We start from the raw sequence: 20,833 nt of genomic DNA on the forward strand, positions 1-20,833 counted from the left end.
TGGCCTATTCCATGATGCCCTTAGGGAAGGACACCCGAAAAAGTGGCTGACAAACCGAGCACGCAGGACACCATCAAGAACTTACTCGGCGACATCGCCGACAGTTCCAACAAGGCCTTCAACGATTTCCTCGACCCGCCGAACAAGTCCAGGAAGTCCGATTACCCGGACTGGTTCGGCTCCGGCAATCCGATGGCGGCCCTGGCCGGGACCCCCCTCGGGGCGCTCCAGGCGATGGCCGCGTTCGGCGGTGTGAACCCCGTGGCCGCACTCGCCGGCGCCAACCCGCTCGCCCTCCTGGCGGGCGCCTCCTCCGACCGGGGCTCCGGTCCGGTGAACCCCCTGGCCGCACTCGCGAACGCCAACCCGCTCGCCGCACTGGCGGGCGCGACCCATCCGGCGGCGGCCCTCGCCGGGCTGGCCGGCTCGTCCAGCTCCTCCAACAATCCGCTCGCGGCCTTCGGGCAGCTCGCCGGTGCGGCGGCGGGACTGCCCGCTGCCGTGGGCGGTCTCGGCGGCCTGGCCGAATCCCTGGCGACCCTGCCCCAGCAGATCGCCAGGCTGACCGACCTGCTCTCCACGTTGGTCGGTTCCCTGGACGCGATCAGCGATGTCGCGGCGAGTGCCGGAGTCCGTCCGCCGGCCAAGAAGGGATGACCGACGCCGCCCTGGCACCAGGCCGTTGACCCGCGGTCCGTGCCCGGTGTGCCGGGCCGGCTGCCGCAGAACCCTTAGGAGGGAACCCGCGTCGTGAGGACCTTGATCGGCGACCGGCTCCGGCTGGTCGTGAAGGTGCTGGGCAGTCTGATCGCCGACGAGGTCGGTCATACGGCGCGGGAACGCGGCAGATCCAAGGGGAACGGCTGGTCCCCGGCGGAGGAGGAGGAATCCGCCGCCGGGGACGCCCAACGACGCGCAAGGGCCGTACGAAAAGCACTGGAGAGCCTGGGCCCGTTCTATGTGAAGCTCGGCCAGATCCTCTCCACCCGGCCGGACATGGTGCCGCCCTCGATGATCGCCGAGTTCCAGAACCTGCACGACCAGGTCGACGTGCAGCCGTTCTCCCTGTTCGAGCCGGTCCTGGAGAGTGATCTCGGCCCCGACTGGAAGCTCAGGTTCGACGACATCGACACCAGCAAGCCCCTCGGGGCGGCGTCGCTGGCCCAGGTCTACAAGGTGACCCTGCCCGGGGGCCGGCCGGCCGTGGTGAAGATCCAGCGGCCGGAGATCCGCGAGGCGGTACGGGCGGACATGGCCCTGCTGCGCCGGGCCTCCCGGATCGTGGCCCGGGCGGCACCGCGCTTCAACGAGGTCATCGATGTCGAGGCGATGCTGGGCTCGATCTTCGACGCCATGGAACCCGAGCTGGACTTCACCGGCGAGGCCCGCAACATGGAGGAGGGCCGGGAGGCGGCCCGGGACTTCAGCACCCTGGCCGTGCCCGAGGTCCTCTCCGCCACACCCCGGGTGCTGGTGCAGTCGATGGCTCCCGGGATGTCCGTACGGCATCTGGACCCCAGGGCGTTCAGCGACCGCGAACGCACCGACATCGGCAAGGACCTGCTGCGGTTCATGTACCGCGGCTACTTCGTCCAGCGGACGTTCCACGCGGACCCGCACGCGGGCAACGTCTTCGCGCTGCCCGGGGGCCCCGCGACGCTGATCGACTGGGGCATGGTGGGGCGCCTGGACAAGCGGACCAGTCTCCAACTGCTGCCGCTGCTGATGGCGCTGGCGCAGAACGACGGACACGGTCTGGCCCGCGCCTGGGCCGACATGGGGAAACTCACCGCCTGGGCGAACCTGCCGGCGTTCGCCGCCGACATGGCGGCGCTGGTCCCCAAGATCTCCAGCGCCTCGCTGGGCGAGCTGAACTTCGGTGTCTCGCTCACCACGGTGCTGGAGAAGGCCACCAAGCGGGGCATCGGTTCCGCGCCCTCGATCTCCCTGCTGGGAAAGTCCTTCGCCAACCTCGAAGGCTCGGTCCGCTGCCTGGCGCCCGAACTGTCGCTCGCGGAGATCTTCAAGGGCGAGGTCCGCGGCATCGTGATGTCCCTGCTGGGCGAGTTCATCTCGCTGGAGCAGCTGGGCCGTACGGCGATGGACCTGATGGTCACGGCCACCACCAGCCCCGAGCAGCTGCGCGGCCTGCTGGCCGACGCGTCCAACCGGCGGTTCGCGCTCCAGGTCCACCACCCGAGGACACCGGCCGCCCTGGGAGGCGAACGCGGCTCCTCCTACGCGGGGTTGATCGCCCTGGGTGCCATGGCACTGCTGCTGGACCACCGCCGTCGATCCCGCTGACGCGTCCGGGTCCCGGCGCACACGCTGCCTCGACCGCCCGCAAGGAACCCGTCTCGGACGTCCCCCGGGCTCCCGCCTCGACCGGCCGCTAGAAACCCGCCCCAGGCCATCCTCCAGGCCCCGGCCTCAGCCGCCCTCCAGCGCCGTCCGGAGGGCGGCGAGTGTCGCCCTCATCGTGGCGCGGTTGCGCTCGCGGCGCCGGACCACGCCGGTGACCACCGGGCTGACGACGGTGAGCAGTCGTCCGGCGACCGCCGACCGCAGGTCCAGCCACTCCTCCGTCACCTCGCATCCCCCGGGTACCTCCGTGAACCGGTACGTCCACTGCGACAGGGCGACACCCAGGATGCTGACCCTGAAGGAGAAGCAGTTCCCCGGCCGGGCGGCGACCACGGTGCACAGGGTGGCCCAGGGCAGCCACGCGGCGCGGTTGAGTCCCACGAAGCGGGTGCCCACGCGCACGGGCCCGCGGCCGCCCAGCACACGGGCGCCGCGGACCTCCGGACTCCACTGCCCCATGCGCGTGACGTCGCTGACGGCGGCGTACGCCGTGTCCGGCGGCACCCGGACCGTGACGCGCTCGCTGAGCGAGGCCGGGCCGCTCACGCGCGGATGGTGATGCCGTGCTCACGGTCGTCCGTGAGGATCTCCATCAGGGCGCGGCTGTCGGTCTTGAGCGCGGTGCGCCTGCCGGTGACCCGGTTGGCGATCTCGACCGTGCAGGACCCGATCTTCGTGTTGAGGCAGTGTTTGATCCCGCCCGGCGGGTTGTAGTAGTTGAGGCCCACGAACCGTTCCTTGGGGGCGGTCATCCTGCCGCGGATGTCGACGGTGCCGTCGGACGTGGCGAAGTCCCAGTAGAAGTAGCCGAAGTCCGCCTTCGCGGTGAGCGCCTGACGCAGGGACACGAGCGAGTACTCGCGGTCGTCGTGGCGCAGGACGAGGAAGGTGACCTGCGGGATGTGCACCGGGCCGAGCTTGGCGCGGGCGGTGACGACCTCCAGGAAGCTGTCGGGCTCCCCGTCGAACCCGGCGACCTGCCCGAAGGCGTAGTGGTCGGTGTGCCGGCTGCCCCAGTTGTGGTTCTGGCTGCCCGTCCAGCCGTCGATGTCGATCTCCTCGCCGTTGACGTCGAGGCTGCCGCTGTACCGGGCGAGCGGTGTGCCGACCAGGCTCTTGGCCTTGGGGAAGCCGCCCGTGTACATCCTCGGCGGCAGCAGGAGCAGCGGCGGCTGGTCCCCGGTGTACGTCAGGTCCCAGCCGATCCGGCCGTCCGGTCCCCGCGCCTCGCCCTTGAGGCGGCCCGGCTCCAGCACGCGGTCGCCGACCCGGGCGCCGAACGAGTCGGTGCTGAAGTGGCAGTCGGCGATGGGGTGTTCCTCCTTGGCCACCACATGCCGGCCGGTCACCCCGTCGAACCAGATCGCCCACAGCTCACCGATGGCCGCCTCGGGCATCCCGGCAGGGCTGAACACGGTGTACCTGATCCAGAAGGCGCGGGGTTCCGTGGGGTGGTTGCCCCGCTGGTAGAAGCTCTCGTAGTGGCCGGCCCGCTGGCCCGGCCGGTAGCGGGTCCGGTTGATGTGCTCGGGGTCGAGGAGCGAGGCGTCGGCGTTCATGAGGTCCGTTCTCCGGCGACATGGGCGGTACGTGCGGCCGAGGGCGTCCGCTGATGCATCGTCATCAGCATTCCGTACCTGGGCCGCAGGGTGATGGTGGCGTGGTTCACCACCCGGTGTGAGGGAACATGGCGGAACTCCCAGCGGCGCACCAGGGCGCACAGCAGCAGATGCGCCTCCATGAGCGCGAAGTGCTTCCCGATGCAGAGGTGGGGCCCCGCGCCGAACGGCAGATACGCGAAGCGATGCCGCCCTTTGCCTGTCTCCGCCAGGAAGCGGTCGGGGTCGAAGCGCTCGGGGTCCGGCCAGTGCCGGGGGTGCCGGTGGATGTCGTACAGGTTCACCAGGACGCGTGACCCGGCAGGCACCCGGTAGCCGCCCAGTTCGGTGTCCCGCAGGACCAGCCGGGGCAGGATCGGCGCCGACGGGTAGAGCCGCAGGGCCTCCTCGAAGACCCGCAGGGTGTACGGCATCGCCGCCAGGTCGTCGGGGGTGGGCAGGTCGTCGCCCAGGACGCCGTCCACCTCCCGCTGGACCCGCTCCAGCGTCTCACGGTGCCGGGAGAGCAGGTAGAAGGCCCAGGTGAGGGTGATCGCGGTGGTCTCGTGCCCGGCGGCGAAGGTCGTGATCACCTCGTCGCGCAGCTCCCGGTCGGTCATCCCCTGGCCGGTGTCGGCGTCGCGGGCGGCCAGCAGCATGTCCAGCAGGTCCCCGCCGCCGGTGCCGGCATCGGGTTGCCGGCGTTCCGCGATGATTCGATAGATGAGGTCGTCGAGTCCCCGCATGACCTCGTGGAAGCGCCGGTTGCGCGGGGTCGGCCAGGACGTCGGCGGGCTCAGCGGGTTCTGCAGCCGGTCGAAGGCGTAGTTGATGGCGACGTCCACCGCGTCCGGGCCGAGACCGGCCAGGGTCCGGCTCACATCGGTGCTGAACATGCAGCGGCTGACGATGTCGAGGGTGACCCGCATCATCTCCGTGTGCAGGTCCACCACCGCGCCCGTCCGGTAGCGGCCGGCCATGTGCGCGATCTGCTCGGCCGCCGAGACCCCCATCGTCGCGAACATGCCCGCGAGGGCCTGCTTGGTGTAGATCGGCTGCATCATCCGCCGGTTGCGCAGCCAGCTCTTGTGGTCGTCGCTGGTCAGCAGGCCCTCGCCGAGGACGAGCCGGAGCGGATTGTCCGGCCCGAGTTTGCCGAACCGGTCGCTGTCGGTCAGCACCTCGGCGGCCAGCTCCGGACTGGACACCCCGTGCACCGCCACCGGCCCGAGCCGGTACTGGACCAGGTCGCCGTGGGCGGCGCGCCCCCGGTGCATGGCCTGGAGGATGTCGCGCCGGAAGTCCAGCACACTGCCCAGCAACGGCAGCCCGGCCGCCCTCGGGGCACCCGCCGCCACACCATCGCGTACGCCGGTCATCGCGATCGCCCTCACTTCCGCGCCAGCGCGCAGACCCAGCCCAGCGAACGGCGTGGCTCCGACACGAACCGGGCGTCCTGGAACCCGGCCTTGGTGAGCCGTTCCACCAGGTCGTCCCCGGAGAGGATGTGCAGCCCCGCCCGCTGCGAGCGTTCCGTGAAGCGCCGGCCGAAGAACCGCTGCGTCAGCGACGGATCGTCAGCGGCCTCCCGGCTCATCTCCAGCGTGACGGCCACCTGGCCGCCCGGTTTGAGCACCCGGTACGCCTCGGCGAGACCGCCCAGGGGATCCGGCCAGAAGTAGAAGGTCTCGATCGCGCAGACCTGGTCGAACGAGGCGTCCGCGTACGGCAGTTGGGAGCAGTCCCCGTGCCGAACCTCGACCCGGCCGCGCGCGATCGCCGGCAGATTGCGCCGTGCCGCCTGCTCGACCATCTCCATCGAGTAGTCCACCCCGGCGACGAATCCCTGGGCGGCCCGCCGCGACAGCAGCTTCACCGCCATGCCCCCGCCGCAGCCGACGTCCAGCACCCGTTGGCGGCCGCGCACGTCCATGTGCTCGATCGTCCACTCGGTGAGGCTCCGGTGCTGCACCGCCATCAGGTTTCCGAAGAACCGCCCGGCTCGCCCGGTCGGCCTGCGGAAGTTCTCCTCCATGAGCTCCAACGGCCTTGCCAGCAGTGTCCCGATCATTGACATTCCTTTCCCGGTGAGCCCGGAGTCCGTGTGGTGGTGCGGCAGTCGAAGGGAAGCCGGACGGATGGTCCACGGCGCGGATGGTCTACGGCGGCTCCTCACCCCCGGGGCCCGAGTGCGGGCACCGCCGCGCGGCGGGCGGTACGGTCCAGCGCGGCCAGATGGGCCCGCAGGAGCGGCCGGGCCGGCCCCGACACCGGCAGCCGGGCTGCCCGGGAGCGGTGCCAGGGCAGCGGCTCGCGTCTGTCCGCGTCGCCCAACAGGGATGCGGCGAGGTAGGCGCCGTGCGCCACGGACATCGCGAGACCGTGCCCGTTGCAGCCGCCCGCGTACCAGACGCCGGGCCGGCCCCGGACCGGCCCCACCACGGGGAGGCCGTCGGCCGTCACCCCGATCCCGCCCGCCCAGCGGTGCGTGACCTCCACCCCGGCCAGCGCCGGGTGCAGGGCCCGCAGCCACTGCTCCAGCCGGTGGAACGCGAAGACCCGCAGCACAGCTCTACGGCGGGGTCCGATCCCGTCCGGACACAGGGCGGTGCCGCCCCCGACCACCAACCGTCCATCCGCGGTGAGGCGGAAGTACGGGGCCAGCGGCACCGCGTCGATCACCGCCAGGCCACCGTGCCCGAGGAGCGCCCGCGCCTCGTGGCCCAGCGGCTCGGTCGCCACCGCGTGCACCTCAAGCCCGAGCACCGTGCCCACCGGCAGCCCGAGCCCGGCCACCCCGGCGTTCACCGCCAGCACGGACGACGGCGCCCGCACGGTGCCGTGCGGGAACAGCAGTTCAGGCCCGTGTCCGTCCCCGCCGCGCACCTCCCGCAGCGGGCTGCCGCCGTAGAGCCGTACGCCCTTGGCCACGCAGGCCCTCGCCAGCGCCGCCGTCAGCGCGGCCGGGTCGAGGGTGGCGGTGTGCCGGTGGAGCAGACCCGCGTGGTACGGCACGTCGACCCGACGCCGGATGTCGGCGGCGCAGAGGACGGGCACGTCCAGGTCCAGGGCGCGGTAGGCGGCGGCCTGCCGGGCCAGGGACGCCAGCCCGGTGCGGGAGCGCGCGGCGACGATCTGTTCCCCGTCCGCGCAGGGCACGCCGAGCCGGTCGCACAGCTCCACGACGTGCCGTACCGCCTCGACGCTGGCCCGGTGCATCCGGCGGGCGACGACGGGCCCGTGCCGACGCACCGCCCGGTCGACCGGCGGGCCCACCCGCGGACCCAGCAGCCCGGTGCCCCGCCCGCTGGCACCGGCCGCCGGCCGTCGCGCGTCCACCACCACGATGTCCAGGGAAGGTTGACGTTCCGCCAGGTGGTAGGCCGTGGACAGTCCTACGAGTCCCGCGCCCACCACCGCGACATCGGTACCGATCCGGCCGCGCACGGTGGACGGCGGGTCCGTGCCGTCCGGGTCCCCGGACTCCCAGCAGGGTGTGCCCGGCGCGAAAAGGGTCACCGGGGCGCTCCTTCCCCTGCCCCGGACAGCGACCCGAACCTCCGGTCGTGCCAGAGCAGGGGTCGCCCCGACGCCACCTGCACCGCGGCCACCCGTCCCACCACCGCGCTGTGGTCGCCGTAGCGGCGGATGTCCTCGACCAGGCAGACCGACCAGCCGAGCGCGTCGCCGAAGACGGGGGCTCCCAGGACCGGACGCAGCGGGATCCCGCGGAACCGCTCCGCCGACGAGGCCGCCGGATCCGCGAAGCGGGCAGCCCGCGAACTCTGGTTGTCGCGCAGCAGGTTGACCGCGAAGACGCGCCGGCCGCGGATCGCCGACAGGGTGTGGGAGCCGTTGCGCAGGCAGGCGAGCAGGAGGGGTGGGCGGGCCGAGAGCGAGGTGAGGGAGGAGACGGTCATGCCGGCTGGGCCGGCCCCGCCCTGTGTGGTGATCACGGTGACGCCGGAGGCGAGTTTCGCGTACAGGCGCAGGCAGTGCTCGGTGTCCGGGCCGGGCTCGTCCCGCAGCTGTTGGCCCGGGTCCGGCGGGCGGGCCAGGACGAGGTCAGCCATGCGCGGCGTCCGCGAGACCGGCCGGTGACACCGTGCCGAGCAGACCCTGGAGGATCTTCTCGATGTTGGTGCGTAACGTCGACTCGGCCACCGGGTCGAGGATCTCGGCCAGCGTGGGAATCCCCAGGTCGAACGCGGCCCGGAAGGTGACGGTGGTGCCGTCCTGGTGCGCCTCGCAGGCCCAGCTGCCCTCGAAGGTCTCGAAGTCGCCGCTGAGCTGCTCGAACGCGATGGAGAGGGCGGCCGGCGAGAAGGTGTCGCGTTCCGTCCAGCGCATCAGCCCGTTGCGGAAGGAGACGGTCCACGCGGAGACCACGGAACCGTCGGGACGCGGAGGCTGCACCTCCACCGCGCGGACCGTCGTGGTGAGTTCGGGGTACCGGCTGAAGTCGCTGATCCTCCGGTAGGCGTGCTCGGGGTCGATGCCCTGAGCCGTCATCCGGACTGTCACATGGCGCATGGGGGTTCGTCCTCACTGGTGTGTGTGGGGGGCTGTCGTGCCGATGTCATGACGCTCAGCCGAGGCGGGTGTGCAGGGCCCGCAGAGCTTCGGCCAGGGCGTCCAGGAAGAGCTGGGTCTCGTCGGCGTCGGCGATCGCCGGGGGCGTCAGCCGGAGCACACGCGTGGAGTTGAGCGAGTGGTTGACCAGGACGCCGCGGCTCACCAGCTCCAGCAGCGTCTCGCCGACGGCCTGTGCCCGGGTGAACTCGATCCCGATCAGCAGTCCCCTGCCACGGACCTCGTGCACCAGGCGGTCCCGGTAGGGGGCGCAGATCTCCACGACTCCCGCGAGCAACTGCCGGCCGAGCGCGGCGGCCCGGCCCACGATGTCCTCACGGTCGATCGTCTCCACCGCCGCCATCGCCGCGGCACAGGCGATCGGCGAGGCGCCGAAGGTCGAGGTGTGGAGGTAGGGGTCGCGGGAGAACGGACCGTAGGCGTCCTTGGTGGCGACCATCGCCGCCACCGGTACGACACCACCGCTGAGCCCCTTCCCCACGAGGAGGACATCGGGCACCACGCCCTCGGCGTCCACACCCCACCAGGTACCGAGCCGGCCAAGACCGGTCTGCACCTCGTCCACGATCAGGAAGGCGCCGTACGCACGGCACAGCCCGGCCGCCTCCGCGAGATACCCGGGCGGCGGGATACGCACCCCGCCCTCGCCCTGCACCGGTTCGAGGATCACGCAGGCGCGGTCACGGCGCTCACTGAGTGCCGCCTCCAGCTCGGCCAAGTCCCCGTAGGCGACCTGCGCGGTGTCCGGCAACAACGGCTCGAAGGGCTTCTGGTAGAGGGAGTTGGCGGTGACACTCAACGCCCCCAGGGTCTTGCCGTGGTACCCGGACACGGTGGTCACCAGCGCGTTGCGTCCCTGCGCACGGGCCAGCTTCAGTCCCGCTTCGGTGGCCTCGGCACCGGAGTTGACGAAGTGGACGTGGTCGAGACCCGCCGGGGTGCGCGCGGCCAGCGCGGCAGCGGCCCGCGCGGCGACGGGCTCCAGGAACACCCGGGTGGCCAGCGGATGCGCGTCCAACTGCCGTTGCACCGCGTCGAGTACGGCCGGGTGCCGATGCCCCAGGATGAAGACGCCGTAGCCCCCGAAGTCCAGGTACCGGCGCCCATCGTCGGTGTGCACCCAGGCGCCTTCGGAGTGGACCTCGGCCATCCCGCCCAGCACCGTGCCCATGACCGCGCGGCCGGTGCCGAGGTGACGCCGGTAGAGCTCGGCGGTGTCGGGGGGCGGGCCTGTGGGGGCGGGAGCGGCCGTCTCTGCGAGGGCGGGAGAGGCCACCCCTGCGGGGATGGAAGCGGCCGTCTCCACGGCGGCGGGAGAGGCCGTCTCTGCGAGCGCGGGACCGGCCGCCTCTACGGCGGCGCAAGTGGCCACCCCTGTGGGGGCGAGACCGGCCGTCGCTGAGGGGGCGGGAGCAGCTACCTCTACGGCGGCGTGGGCGGCCACTCCCACTGGGGCGTGAGCCGCCACCTCTACGGCGACAGGACCGGCCGTCTCCACGGGGGCGGAAGCGGCCGTCTCCACGGCGACGGGACCGGACGTCCCTGCTGTAACGGGAGCAGCCATCCCTGCGATAGCGGGAGCGGCCGTCTCTGTGGCGACGGGACCAGCGACCCCTACGGCGGTGTGAGCCGCCGCCTCTGTCGCGGTCATGACGCCAGCTCCGCCGGGGTCTGGGGCGTGCGCGGCCGGCGCAGGCCACCTCGGCCGGTGGCCCAGCACTCCACGTTGCGTGTCAGCGCCGACCGGATCGCGGCGCGCGTGGGGGCCGTGCCGCAGTGCGGTGTCCCCAGGTCGGACGCGAAGGGCAGCTCGCGCTGGAAGACCAGCAGCAGCTCGGCGTAGTCCTGGAGCCGGCGCCGCACCAGCGCGGGGAAGGACGGCCCCTCCAGCAGTGGCAGCAGCAGCCGGTGCACGGCTTCCACGGGGATCAGCCGCGGCGGGTGCGGGCGTTCACCGTGCTGTCCGGCGAACTCCAGGCAGATGTCGACGACCTCCCGCTGCAGGATGGCCTCGCGCCCTGCGGTCAGCCAGTACTCGCCCTGCGCGACGCCGGATCTGACCAGGTCGCCCACCGCGCGGGCCACCACGTCCTGCGGCACCATGTCGATCCGTGTCCCGGGCGAGCCCGGCAGCACCGGGACCTGGCCCTTGACGATCCCGCCCAGCGCCCGGGTCAGGCCCTGCACCCGGGCGATCCGGCCGGTGGACGAGTCGCCCATGACCAGGGACGGACGCAGGACGACCCCGGGGACCTCGGCCGACCGTACGGCCTCCTCGGCCGCCGTCTTGGAGGCGAGGTAGGCGGCCGCCCCGGGAAAACGCTCCCGCTCCTCGGGCGCGAGCGGGTTCGCCACGAAAGCGGTGCTCATGTAGAAGAAGGGGGCGTCGGCGCGGGCCGCGAGGTCGAGCATCGACCGGGTGCCGTCCAGGTTCGTGCGCCAGATGTCGGCCGGGTCCAGCCGCCAGTTGGTGGCCGCGGCGGAGTGCACGACCACGTCCACCTCGGCGGCGAGGTCCAGCCGTTGGGCCGCGGAGAGCCCCAGACCGGGGGCGCGCAGGTCCGCCGTCACCTCCCGTACCCGGGGGTCGTCCAGGGGTGCCCGGTGGCGCAGGCAGATCAGGTCGTAGTCGTCGCAGAGCTCGTCGATCAGTGCCTGGCCGAGTACTCCCGCGGCGCCGGTGAGCAGCAGGGTCGGGCGTTGACTTCGAGAGCGGGACGGACGGGATGGGCTGGACGGACCGGTGGGTTCTGGCGGCATGGTTCGGAAACTCCCATCGGGTAGGGGGTGTTGGGGGGGGACGCCGTTCGTGGAGACGTCCGGAGTCGTACCCGGGGACGTAGTCGTGCCCGGGGTCGGATCAGGCGACGGTGAGCGGGCCGTCGGCCAGGTGTGCCGCCAGCGGGCCGGTCATCCTGGACCGGGCGGGCGGGTGCAGGGAGAGCCCGTTGGCGCAGGCCGCGAGGTGTCCGACCTCGTCCGAGCTCATGAAGTTGAGGCCGCCGAGCAGTTCCACCGCCCGGGGGACGATGCGGGCCAGGGCGTCCTGCACGCAGTACCGCACGTACAGCGAGTCGGCGAGTGTCGACTCGTCCGGGCAGCCCTCGTCGAGCCGACGGGCGACGCCCTCCGCGGCGGCCATCGCGCCCTCGGCCTCCACCAGCAGCCGGACCCGCTCGGAGTCGGGCACTCGCTCGTTGCGCAGCACCCGCTCCACCAGCGCGCTCGCGGCCCCGAGATAGCTCCCCGTCATCAGCAGCTCGAACCAGACCAGGCCCGCGGTCTGCAGTTCGTCCAGCCGCCCCTCCGTGGCCGAGGTACGCAGCAGCAGCTCCGGCGGTACGAGCACATCCGTGAGGGTGACCTGGTCGCTCTCCGCTCCCGACAGGAAGGTGCTGGACCAGAATCCGCTGACGCTCACGCCCTCGCTCTCGGCGGGCACCAGCGCCACCGCCAGCTCGTCGCGCGCCCCTTGCTCACCGGGTACCAGGACGCTGGCGGTGAGCAGATCCATGGACCGGGCGAGGCTGCACGGGCGTTTCACCCCGCTGATCCGCACCCCGTCCGGTCCCACCGTGGCGGTCATCGACGGGGAGAGGATGCCGGCGCCCGGCCGCCCCTCGGCGAAGCCGGAGGCCACCAGGCGGTTGCCTGAGGCCACTCCCTCGACGAGCATCCACTCCAGGCCCTCGCCGTCGGTGACCAGACCGACCAGGGTGGCCAGGGAGAAGTGGTGCATCGTGGTGGCCACCGCCAGGGACGGCGACCTGCTGCCCAGCGCGCGCTGCACCCGCAGGGCGTCCAGCGCGGAGGCGCCCTTCCCCTTGCAGGAGACCGGCACCACAAGTCCGGGCCCGCCGCTGTCGCGGAAGAGCCCGATACCGGGGCTGCGCGGGCTCTCCAGCTCCATGAGCGGCACCGCCCGCAGACTCTCGTCGAGCCCCGGCAGCATTTTCGTCAGTACGGCGCGTTCGCGCTCCAGAAACCTCATGTGCTCCCCTGCTCCGGGACGGGACCCGGTCGCGCTGAACCCCGTCCGACGGACGGGAATGACGGGTGGCGGGAATGGTGGATTGACGGGACTGGTCGGACGGCGGAACTGACGGGATGACGGGACCGATCGGACCGGCGGGACTGGCAAGTTGACGGACTGGCCGGACAACGGGACTGATGGGACACGCGGGACCGGCAGGACGGCGGGACTGACCGGACGCGCGGGACCGGCAGGACGACGGGACCGATCGGACGAGCGGGACGGGCGGGATGACGGGCCTGGTCGGACGAGCGGGACTGATCGGACCCGTGGGACCGGCAGGACGGCGGGACTGGCCGGACGCGCGGGACCGGCGGGACGACGAGGATGGCCGGACAACGGGACTGATCGGACGGCGGGACTGATCGGGCAGCGGAACTGATCGGGCAGCGGAACTGATCGGGCAGCGGAACTGGCAGGACTGATCGCCCGGCCCCTACACCGCTCGCGTGGCACGCAGCAGCTGCCACACCGCCGCTGGACCGGGCCGCCCCTGGAAGGCGATGTACTCGGGCAGCACCACGTGGGGCGCCCATTTCCGCTTGTACTCAAGCTGCGCGGCGGCCGGGTAGATCCGTTCGCCGTGCTGGGCGAGCAACCGCACGCAGCGCGTGAACGTACGGCTCGCACACGGCAGTTCGTGCTCGTCGGAGAGACCGGTGAAGGGCGTGAAGCCGAAGTGCAGCCAGCCCGCGCCGTCGGCCGACATCCGCTCCATCGCGGTCGCGTTGAGCGCCTCCATCACCCCGGGCGGAGCGTCCGGGGAACGCCGGCTGAGGTCGTGGAGCCAGCCCGGCCGGCTGCCGAAGACCGGCGAGTAGCTGATGTACCCGACGGCCACCCCGCCGATCCGCCCCACGAACAACCGCCGGTGCCGCTGAGCCAGCCCGGTCCGCTCCCCCACGAGGAACCGCAGCTCCTTGGCACCGCCCTTGCCTTGCAGCCAGGCCCGGTCGATGAGATCCAGCTCGCTCCGCACCTCGTCGTCGGCCACGGTGGGAGCCTCGACCACCTCAAGACCGGCGCGCCGGGCCCTGGATATCTTGTTGCGCAGCCGTACGAAGGCCGATCCGCGCAGCGTGAACCGGCCCAGGTCGACCGCGTACGACGCCCCGAGCTGATTCACCGTGAACCCGTGCGCCCCGTACAACTCGGCGTCCGCCCGCTGCAGTTGTACGGCCACCAGCCGGCGCGGCCGGGCCTGCGCCGCGAAGGCGTCCAGCAGACCCGCACGCTGCTCCTCGGCCGCGAAGGGCCCCGCGAACTGGAGCAGATGACGCCCCGACCGGCGATAGACGCAGGTGCCGTCGAACCGTGGATCCCGGAAGTACTCATTACCCTGATTGAGGGCAAGAAAAGAACTCGGATTGTCACTGTGCCGGACCAGGGTCTCAAAGACGGACGGCATCAGCACCCCTTCGGAGGTCATCGGAATTCCTTCCGTCCGAATCAGAGTATGCCCGCTCGAATTCGACGTACGCCGGATGCGAATGCGGTTCGAAAAGCACCCCGAACGGCTTGAGTGAATTCCCGAACAGGGCACGGTCCCCCAGCAGATGCAGGGGCAGAGCGAGCAGCGCCCACTCCGGCTTCACCAGCACCGCCCACAACCCGGCGACGACGCCCGCGGTCACGAGGCTGTGCATGGTGTTGTACGCCACGAAGTACCAGCGCGAGATACGCCCACCCCCACTCCTCCGGAAGGCCAGGGCGCCGGGAAGATATCCAATGACATCAATGACGACGAAGAGGGCTATAAACACTCCCCACCGGATCTCCGAAAAATGCCGCACGGCAAGCACGGCACATACAACGAGACCGCCCAGCCATTCCGTGCGCAGCAGCAGGAAAGTGGCTCTCGTCTCGAATCTGTTTTTTGCGTCCATGTACCCTCCGCCCTTCACCCTTGTTTACGGGGGAAGCGAAGGAAACCCTCACAGAAAAACAAATACAGAATTAATAACTTTTACTATAAACCTACGAGCGCGCTACACGGTGAAGCGGAATCCTCAGCGCCGACCCGGCACCCGGACAGTCCTGCGAGCGAGACGACCAGGGGCCCGACTCCGATGAGCTGGGAGCCACCTGACCTGCATGCCAGCCAGGACAGCAACGTGGTGCTGGCTTCAGTTGCTCACACAGCTCCCACCTGCGGAGACGTTCCTTCGAGTGATCGCATCCAGCACCTCCGGCAGGTCGGCCGACGGGCACGGCCGGTCGGTACACCTCCGGCGGCGTGCAAGGACACCGATCAGGGGGTCAATCCCGGCTGCGGCCTCATCTCGTGCTCTTCGGTCCCGGCAAACTTGACCATTCGGAGTCGCGCCCCGGTGCCCATCGAAGCAAACATCCAAGAACCACCGTCTCAAGACGGAGCGCTCATCTCGGCATCCGAAAACGCGTCGGTCCTGGGAGCGGGGAACGGAACCGTGCCGCCGAGGACCGCATCCAGGGCTTGGCGAACCTCGCGGCCCGGCCCGACCGCGAGTCCCTCCCCCAACCGACGGGCAAGGCTCGCGTACACCGCGTAGGCGTCATGAGTTCGGCCCTCGCCGTGCAACGCCGACATCAGAAGGGCGACTCCGCGCTCCCGGAGCGGATGCTCCCCGACGTGCCGCAGAAGGCGCGGAATCACCCCGCTGCCGCGGCCGGTCGCGATCGACAGGGCGAAGTACTCCTCGGCCGCGATCGCCTGCTGCTCCTCCAGCGCCGCCGCGTGCGAGGCGAGACTCGGTACATCGAGCCCGTCGTACACGCCGCCGCGCCACAGCGCCAGCGCACGCTCGTACAGGCCGAGGCTGGACTCGACCCGCCCGAGCGCCTTCGCCGACTCCGCCTCGGCATGGAGCCGGGAGAACACGACGTGGTCGATCCGTTCGGCGTCGATACCGAACACGCACCCGTCCCGGACCCGGTCGAGACGCATGTCGGCGGCGCCCGATGCCGTGATCGCCCGTCGAATGGAGCCGAGGCAGTTCATCACCTGTTCGCGTGCCGTCCGCGGCGGGCCGGTATCCCACATCGCGTCGATGAGCGCGCTCGTGGAAACAAATGCGTTGGGCCGCGTCATCACGGCGGAAAGAATGATCCATTCACGCCTGCGGTTAACGCCGATGCTGGACCGGAGGGGCTCGGCATACGGTTGCCCGAGAATCCCGAAGTCGGGCATCGGCCATCCCTTCCGATAAAAGACGGGAGCAAGGAGATTCACAGAAAACCAACAGGATGCCGCTACCACATGTTTGAAAGTATAGGTGCCGCAGACTCCTTTGCTGCGCCTGAGCACGACTCTTTATGGCTCTTTGAGGCCGCCTTGGGGACCTCATGCACATCCGCTCGCTGCGGCCCGGCGATGACCTGGTGATGGGGAGGCGATGGGAAGGCGATGGAGCGAGCTGACATCTTCTTGGTCGTCCGGCTCGCTTGAACCAAGAAGGGCCACCCTGTGGATCAAATGGTTCTCAAGGCTCAGCAATGGGTCAATGCAACATACACAGGCATATCCGGTTACAACCCGTGCACCGAGAACGGAATGACCGGCTGGGAGACGATCTACTGCCTCACCCGGGCACTCCAGCACGAACTCGGCATCACCACGCTGTCCGACAACTTCGGGCCGACGACATGGGCGGATCTCAACGCCTACGGCCCGGTCGGGCGGGATTCCGCCAACATAAACATGCGGACCATCGCGGAGGCGGCCCTCTACTGCAAGGGCTACAGCGGCGGCGACATCGACGGCGGCTTCAACGTGGACACCGGCGCCGGTGTGACCGCCCTGGTGGCGGACATGGGCCTGCCGGGTCCACCGGTCCCGGACAGCCAGCTCTACGACGTGGAGCCGAAGGTCTTCAAAGCACTGCTGACCATGGACGCGTACGTGATAACGGCCGGCGGCTCCGACACGATCCGGACCTGCCAGCAGTGGCTCAACAGCGCGTACTACCAGAAGGGCCAGTTCTTCATCGGACCGTGCGACGGGCACTTCTCCCGCAATGTCCAGCAGGCCCTGGTGCTGGGCATCCAGTACCAGATGGGCCTGACGGACAGCCAGGTGACGGGCGCCATCGGACCGACCACCGAAGGGGCGCTCAAGACGGTCGCCTATGTGTCCAGCGGCTCACAGGACTCGGGGTCGGCCGGCTGGGTCCGGTTGTTCCAGTGTGCCCTCACGTTCAACAACTTCGACGCGCACTGGGGGGACGGCGGCGGCACGTTCGGTTCTGACCTGGCCTACACGGTGATGCGTTTCCAGCAGTTCTGCTCGCTGGACGCCAACAGCGCCGCCGACTACGAGACATGGATGTCGCTGCTGGTGTCGACCGGGGACCCGGACCGCAAGGGCACCGCGTTCGACTGCATGTATCCGCTGAACGCGACGACGATCCAGACGGTGAAGGACAACGGGTACTCGATAGTCGGCCGCTACCTGATCGGCGGCACGAGCAAGGTGCTGACCAACTCCGAGATCGCGCTCATCTTCGACAACGGCCTGTCCCTCTTCCCGATCTATCAGGACGAGGGCAACGTGATCACCGACTTCGGCCCCGAACTGGGGGTCGCGGCCGGAAACGACGCGGCCGGAGCCGCGATGGACTTCGGCATCCCCTACGGCACGGTCATCTACTTCTCGGTCGACTTCGACGCGACCGACGCGGACATCACCAGCGTGATCATCCCGCACTTCCAGGGCATCAACGACGGGGTGGGCGCGTACGGCAGCCTGTACGCGATCGGTGTGTACGGGTGCCGGAACACCTGTATCCGCCTGGCGGCCGAGGGCCTCACCACCCGGAGCTTCGTCAGCGGCATGTCGACCGGCTACAGCGGCAATCTCGGCTACCCGCTCCCGGACAACTGGGCCTTCGACCAGATCAAGGACTTCACGCTGGCCCCCGGCACCAGCGGCGCGGTGGAGATCGACAACGACATCGTCTCGGGCCGGGATCTGGGCGTCGACAGCGTGACCCGGCCGCGCGATCCCAACGACGGCTTCTACACCTACCTGATCTGGCTCGAAGCCAGGGCCGGCCAGTGGATCGACCAGGGGCACACCTCCCGGTCCGCGCCCGAACTGGTCGCGCAGTACCTCCGGGCACGCGACGGGCTCTACAAGTTCACGGGCGCCGACACCACCTTCGGCTCGCTCGACCAGGACTTCGTCGACTTCGTGAACGCCTATCCCGACGAGCCGTTCGCGAGCCCGCTGCGCGACCCCGACCTGCTGTGGGATTCCGACGTCGCCCACTTCGGCGCGTCGTACGGCGCCGTCATCACCACCGGTCTCGATGACGACCTCACATCGGCCAACCTGGCGGACTTCGGGACCTGGGGCGGCGATCTCGTCAGTGTGCTGGGGCAGTTCCACCAGAGCGGGCTGTCCGACGACCAGGCATACGACTACGCCGCCGGCCTGATCGGCGCCAAAGGTGAGGGCACCTACTTCTCGCTTGCCGATGTCCTCGCCGACATCGACGCGTGGATCCTGGGCCACGGCGCCTTGCAGGACTCAAGCCAGACGCTGTCCGCGGCGTTCAAGGCGAACTACGCGTCGTCGGCCGCTTCCGTCGCACGACGCAAGGCGTTCTACGCGCTCCGGTTCGGCAGTTCGTCCGACACCTTGGGAACGGCGGCCGTGAACGCGATGGTCCGCGGCACCGACGAGATGGCCGTCATCCGAGGAGCCTTCTGGTACGACCAGTTCGGATCGGTGACCTGCCCCTCTCCCGAATTCATGTCCGCCGACGCGATCGGTGGTGTGGCGACGGCATTCCGCGACGCCATCCTCCAGTACTGCTCATGACGAATCGAGGACGTGACATGAACGATCCGAAGGTCACCCGTCGGCAGGTCCTGGCCCTCGGAGGTCTGACACTGGGCGTCGCCACCATCACCGTCCCCGGTCTGGGCGGACCGGCGTGGGCCGATTCCGCGGCCTCGGACGTAGTGCTGGTGCCGGTCGGCGCGAGCCCGGTCGCGGTCCTTCCCGGCGTCGGTGTCCAACCGGCGGCGTTCCCCAGACAGTTGGCCGTACAGGTCCAGCACGCGGGGACGAATCTTCCGGCCGGGACCGAAGTGACCGTCACCTACGACCCTCGGCTCTACTCCCCGCTGCCCGCCGCGGTGGCCACCGTCGACGACCGCCGGCTGCGCACGACGAGCACGATCACCACCGACCCCAGGACGACACTGGCGACCTGCACGGTCACCCTGGCCGAAACCGTCGCCGCGGGCAGTGATCCGGTGGTCGTCGTGGGAACCGCCTACCCCGTGCTCTATCCGCGCGATCTCGTCGTCGGGCCCGCGGACTCGACCGCCGCCGTGAGCCGGAAGAACGCGAAGGCGAGCGGTCGACGGAGCCTCCAGCCGCACCGGCCGAGCACGTTCGGCGGCGTCGCCACACCATGGGGCCTTGAGGTCAGCGGTGTCTGGGACCGCCACGAGTGGGGGAACGGAAAGCGGTGGTACTACTATCCGGTGCGGGTCACGGTGCACAGCGTCGGACCGGGCCCCGCCCCCGCGACCGCGTCCTTCTCCGTGGCGCTGGATCCCCAGATCGTGAGCGACGTCAAAGTCGCCGACGCCCGGCTCAATCACACAGCGCACGACGCCGGTGTACGACTCCTTTCGCGTACCCGGACCAGGTCGCTGTTCGAAACCAAGTGGAGCACAACGGTGAAGCTCAAGTCCGGTGACCGGCTCGATCTGAGCCTGGAGGTGACGACACGGAAGCCGGCGGGCGATCTGCCGACCATCAAGCACCCTCTGATAGGGCTGATCGACACGGGCAACCACGTCACCCAACGGCAGACCGGCCGGAACTCGATGTCACGGACCGATGCCGTGTGGCAATAGTCAGTGGATACGTGTGGATCCTGCCGGCGGTGACCATCGTCGGCTGGATCCTGTCGTGGTGGGGAACACGGCGGATCCGGTGGTGCCTGCTGTCCGCCGCGACCGTCATCTCGGTGGCCTGTCTCCTCATCGGGTACCACGAGAAGGGACCGCAGATCAGCCCCGGAACCGTCGGCTGCTCACCGGCCCTGGAGTGCATGGACTGGCATGGGATCTACTGGCTGGAGGCCGGACTGATCGGGTTCGTATGCTGCCTGGCGCTGCTGATCGTGACCACCGTCGCCGAAATAGCGCTCTGGTTCGATCGTCGGGGGACGGCCTCCGCGGAATCACCCGGCTGACGTGACGACCGAAGCACGGTGCCACCGCGCCGACCGCGACGGCACGGCGGAGAGCTGCGCTCGTCTCCGTCCAGCAGCGGGCCGGGCTCGACAGAGCCCGGCCCCTTCCGAAGCGCACGCTTGACCCAATAGCTCACATCCAGTGAACGAACGAATCACACGTTGAACCGGAATCCACAGTACAGAGCTCCCACCTGCGGAAACTCGGTTCTGGAGAGGGTCATCCCAGCACGACCCCAGCACAGGAGGTCTATCCCAGCACCATGCAGCTCGGGCGCCCCTTGGGCCCCTCCCTCTACGCGGCCTGTGTGCAAGCACCTGGTCTTACCTCCTCCGGAGACTGGACCGCCGCGTCAAGGGGCGCGGGCCGCATGGCGTTCTGCAGAACCTCCCTGCAGCGATGCCAGGCACGGGGTACGAGATGTCCGTAGATGTCGATCGTGGTCTTGACCGACCGGTGACCCAGCCAGCGCGAGACCTCGTGGATCGGCACGCCATGGGCCAAGGCGATCGAGGCGAAGAAGTGCCGCAGGCTGCGAGGCGTGTACTTCGCCTTGCCGTCCACGTCGATCAGGCCGGCCAACCGGCACGCCTTCTTGAAGTGGTACCCGTAGGTGGAGGCGGTGGGCATCGTGCCCTTGCCGCGCTGACGCGGGGCGAAGAACACTTCAAGCCTCAGCCGCTTGCCCCTCTGACCTGTGAAGACCACGGGCACCGGTGCACGCCACGACAGGTGGGCCTCAATTTCCTGATCGACGAACGGGGCAGTCGGAACGTCTCGGTACTCACCCTCCACCCGGTTCTTGCAGGGCACGAAAGCCGTGCGGCAGTCGGCACGGTGAGCCTTGGCGCTGACCTGCCAGCGGATTCTGACGAAGCCAGCCCGCCGACATTCGCTGGAAAAGGCCAGGGCCTCACTGGGTCGCTGGCCGGTGCCCGACTGCAGGTAGACAGTGAGCTTCTTCGAGTTGGCCACCGATCAGGTGATGGCCGGTGAAGCGCAACGAGCGAGGCCCCCGGGCTGTTGATCGAGATGTCTGACGTCTCAA

General features: G+C 70.0%; 19 protein-coding genes. 5 read left to right on the top strand and 14 right to left on the bottom strand.

What is annotated here, in order from left to right; translation table 11 throughout:
* Nucleotides 1-42 precede the first annotated feature (42 nt).
* The gene (locus tag ACGFY9_RS42455) at nt 43-657 is read left to right on the top strand and encodes a hypothetical protein (protein WP_393763494.1); all 615 of its coding nucleotides are present in this window, start codon (nt 43-45) and stop codon (nt 655-657) included.
* Nucleotides 658-750: 93 nt separating this feature from the next.
* Nucleotides 751-2,304, top strand: a complete 1,554-nt coding sequence (locus tag ACGFY9_RS42460) for an ABC1 kinase family protein (protein WP_393763496.1) — start codon at nt 751-753, stop codon at nt 2,302-2,304.
* A gap of 126 nt (nt 2,305-2,430) precedes the next feature.
* On the opposite strand, the gene ACGFY9_RS42465 is transcribed toward ACGFY9_RS42460, so the two are convergent.
* The 13 genes from ACGFY9_RS42465 to ACGFY9_RS42525 all read right to left on the bottom strand — a co-directional run bounded on the left by ACGFY9_RS42465 (nt 2,431) and on the right by ACGFY9_RS42525 (nt 15,757).
* Nucleotides 2,431-2,910 carry an SRPBCC family protein gene (locus tag ACGFY9_RS42465; protein WP_393763498.1) on the bottom strand — a complete coding sequence of 160 codons (480 nt, stop codon included), beginning with the start codon at nt 2,908-2,910 and terminating at the stop codon, nt 2,431-2,433.
* Nucleotides 2,907-3,923, bottom strand: a complete 1,017-nt coding sequence (locus ACGFY9_RS42470; RefSeq protein WP_393763500.1) for a hypothetical protein — start codon at nt 3,921-3,923, stop codon at nt 2,907-2,909. The genes ACGFY9_RS42465 and ACGFY9_RS42470 overlap by 4 nt, the downstream gene beginning before the upstream one ends.
* Complete coding sequence (locus ACGFY9_RS42475; protein ID WP_393763502.1) at nt 3,920-5,341, bottom strand: cytochrome P450; 1,422 nt, start codon at nt 5,339-5,341, stop codon at nt 3,920-3,922. Before ACGFY9_RS42475 ends, ACGFY9_RS42470 begins: the two co-directional genes overlap by 4 nt.
* Nucleotides 5,342-5,352: 11 nt before the next feature.
* Nucleotides 5,353-6,033 carry a class I SAM-dependent methyltransferase gene (locus ACGFY9_RS42480; RefSeq protein ID WP_393763504.1) on the bottom strand — a complete coding sequence of 227 codons (681 nt, stop codon included), beginning with the start codon at nt 6,031-6,033 and terminating at the stop codon, nt 5,353-5,355.
* Nucleotides 6,034-6,134: 101 nt separating this feature from the next.
* On the bottom strand, nt 6,135-7,481 hold the full coding sequence (locus ACGFY9_RS42485) for an NAD(P)/FAD-dependent oxidoreductase (RefSeq protein WP_393763506.1): 1,347 nt from the start codon (nt 7,479-7,481) through the stop codon (nt 6,135-6,137).
* On the bottom strand, nt 7,478-8,035 hold the full coding sequence (locus tag ACGFY9_RS42490; protein ID WP_393763508.1) for a flavin reductase family protein: 558 nt from the start codon (nt 8,033-8,035) through the stop codon (nt 7,478-7,480). Before ACGFY9_RS42490 ends, ACGFY9_RS42485 begins: the two co-directional genes overlap by 4 nt.
* On the bottom strand, nt 8,028-8,495 hold the full coding sequence (locus tag ACGFY9_RS42495) for an SRPBCC family protein (RefSeq protein WP_393763509.1): 468 nt from the start codon (nt 8,493-8,495) through the stop codon (nt 8,028-8,030). Before ACGFY9_RS42495 ends, ACGFY9_RS42490 begins: the two co-directional genes overlap by 8 nt.
* Nucleotides 8,496-8,550: 55 nt before the next feature.
* Complete coding sequence (locus ACGFY9_RS42500; RefSeq protein ID WP_393763544.1) at nt 8,551-9,831, bottom strand: aspartate aminotransferase family protein; 1,281 nt, start codon at nt 9,829-9,831, stop codon at nt 8,551-8,553.
* Between the two features lie 371 nt (nt 9,832-10,202).
* On the bottom strand, nt 10,203-11,315 hold the full coding sequence (locus ACGFY9_RS42505; RefSeq protein WP_393763511.1) for an SDR family oxidoreductase: 1,113 nt from the start codon (nt 11,313-11,315) through the stop codon (nt 10,203-10,205).
* A 100-nt stretch (nt 11,316-11,415) separates the two neighbouring features.
* Nucleotides 11,416-12,546 (bottom strand): acyl-CoA dehydrogenase, encoded by a 1,131-nt coding sequence (locus tag ACGFY9_RS42510; protein WP_393763513.1) that lies wholly within the window; start codon nt 12,544-12,546, stop codon nt 11,416-11,418.
* Between the two features lie 478 nt (nt 12,547-13,024).
* Entirely contained in the window at nt 13,025-13,996 is a 972-nt protein-coding gene (locus ACGFY9_RS42515; protein ID WP_393763546.1) for a bifunctional lysylphosphatidylglycerol flippase/synthetase MprF, read from the bottom strand.
* Nucleotides 13,980-14,474, bottom strand: a complete 495-nt coding sequence (locus ACGFY9_RS42520) for a hypothetical protein (RefSeq protein ID WP_393763515.1) — start codon at nt 14,472-14,474, stop codon at nt 13,980-13,982. Before ACGFY9_RS42520 ends, ACGFY9_RS42515 begins: the two co-directional genes overlap by 17 nt.
* A 479-nt stretch (nt 14,475-14,953) precedes the next feature.
* Entirely contained in the window at nt 14,954-15,757 is an 804-nt protein-coding gene (locus tag ACGFY9_RS42525; protein ID WP_393763517.1) for a BTAD domain-containing putative transcriptional regulator, read from the bottom strand.
* 363 nt (nt 15,758-16,120) lie between these two features.
* Here ACGFY9_RS42525 and ACGFY9_RS42530 point away from each other — a divergent pair, with 363 nt between their 5' ends.
* The 3 genes from ACGFY9_RS42530 to ACGFY9_RS42540 are packed head-to-tail and all read left to right on the top strand — an operon-like array spanning nt 16,121 to nt 19,784.
* The gene (locus ACGFY9_RS42530; RefSeq protein ID WP_393763519.1) at nt 16,121-18,391 is read left to right on the top strand and encodes a glycoside hydrolase domain-containing protein; all 2,271 of its coding nucleotides are present in this window, start codon (nt 16,121-16,123) and stop codon (nt 18,389-18,391) included.
* Nucleotides 18,392-18,408: 17 nt separating this feature from the next.
* Entirely contained in the window at nt 18,409-19,443 is a 1,035-nt protein-coding gene (locus ACGFY9_RS42535) for a hypothetical protein (RefSeq protein WP_393763521.1), read from the top strand.
* Nucleotides 19,434-19,784, top strand: coding sequence for a hypothetical protein (locus tag ACGFY9_RS42540; protein ID WP_393763523.1), 351 nt, complete (start codon nt 19,434-19,436; stop codon nt 19,782-19,784). Before ACGFY9_RS42535 ends, ACGFY9_RS42540 begins: the two co-directional genes overlap by 10 nt.
* 295 nt (nt 19,785-20,079) lie before the next feature.
* Here the strand turns inward: ACGFY9_RS42540 and ACGFY9_RS42545 are convergent, their stop codons facing one another.
* Nucleotides 20,080-20,760: a tyrosine-type recombinase/integrase gene (locus ACGFY9_RS42545; protein WP_393763525.1), complete on the bottom strand. Its 681-nt coding sequence runs from the start codon at nt 20,758-20,760 to the stop codon at nt 20,080-20,082.
* Nucleotides 20,761-20,833 lie beyond the last annotated feature (73 nt).

It is taken from the genome of Streptomyces sp. NPDC048504, assembly GCF_043200035.1.
Taxonomy (GTDB): domain Bacteria; phylum Actinomycetota; class Actinomycetes; order Streptomycetales; family Streptomycetaceae; genus Streptomyces.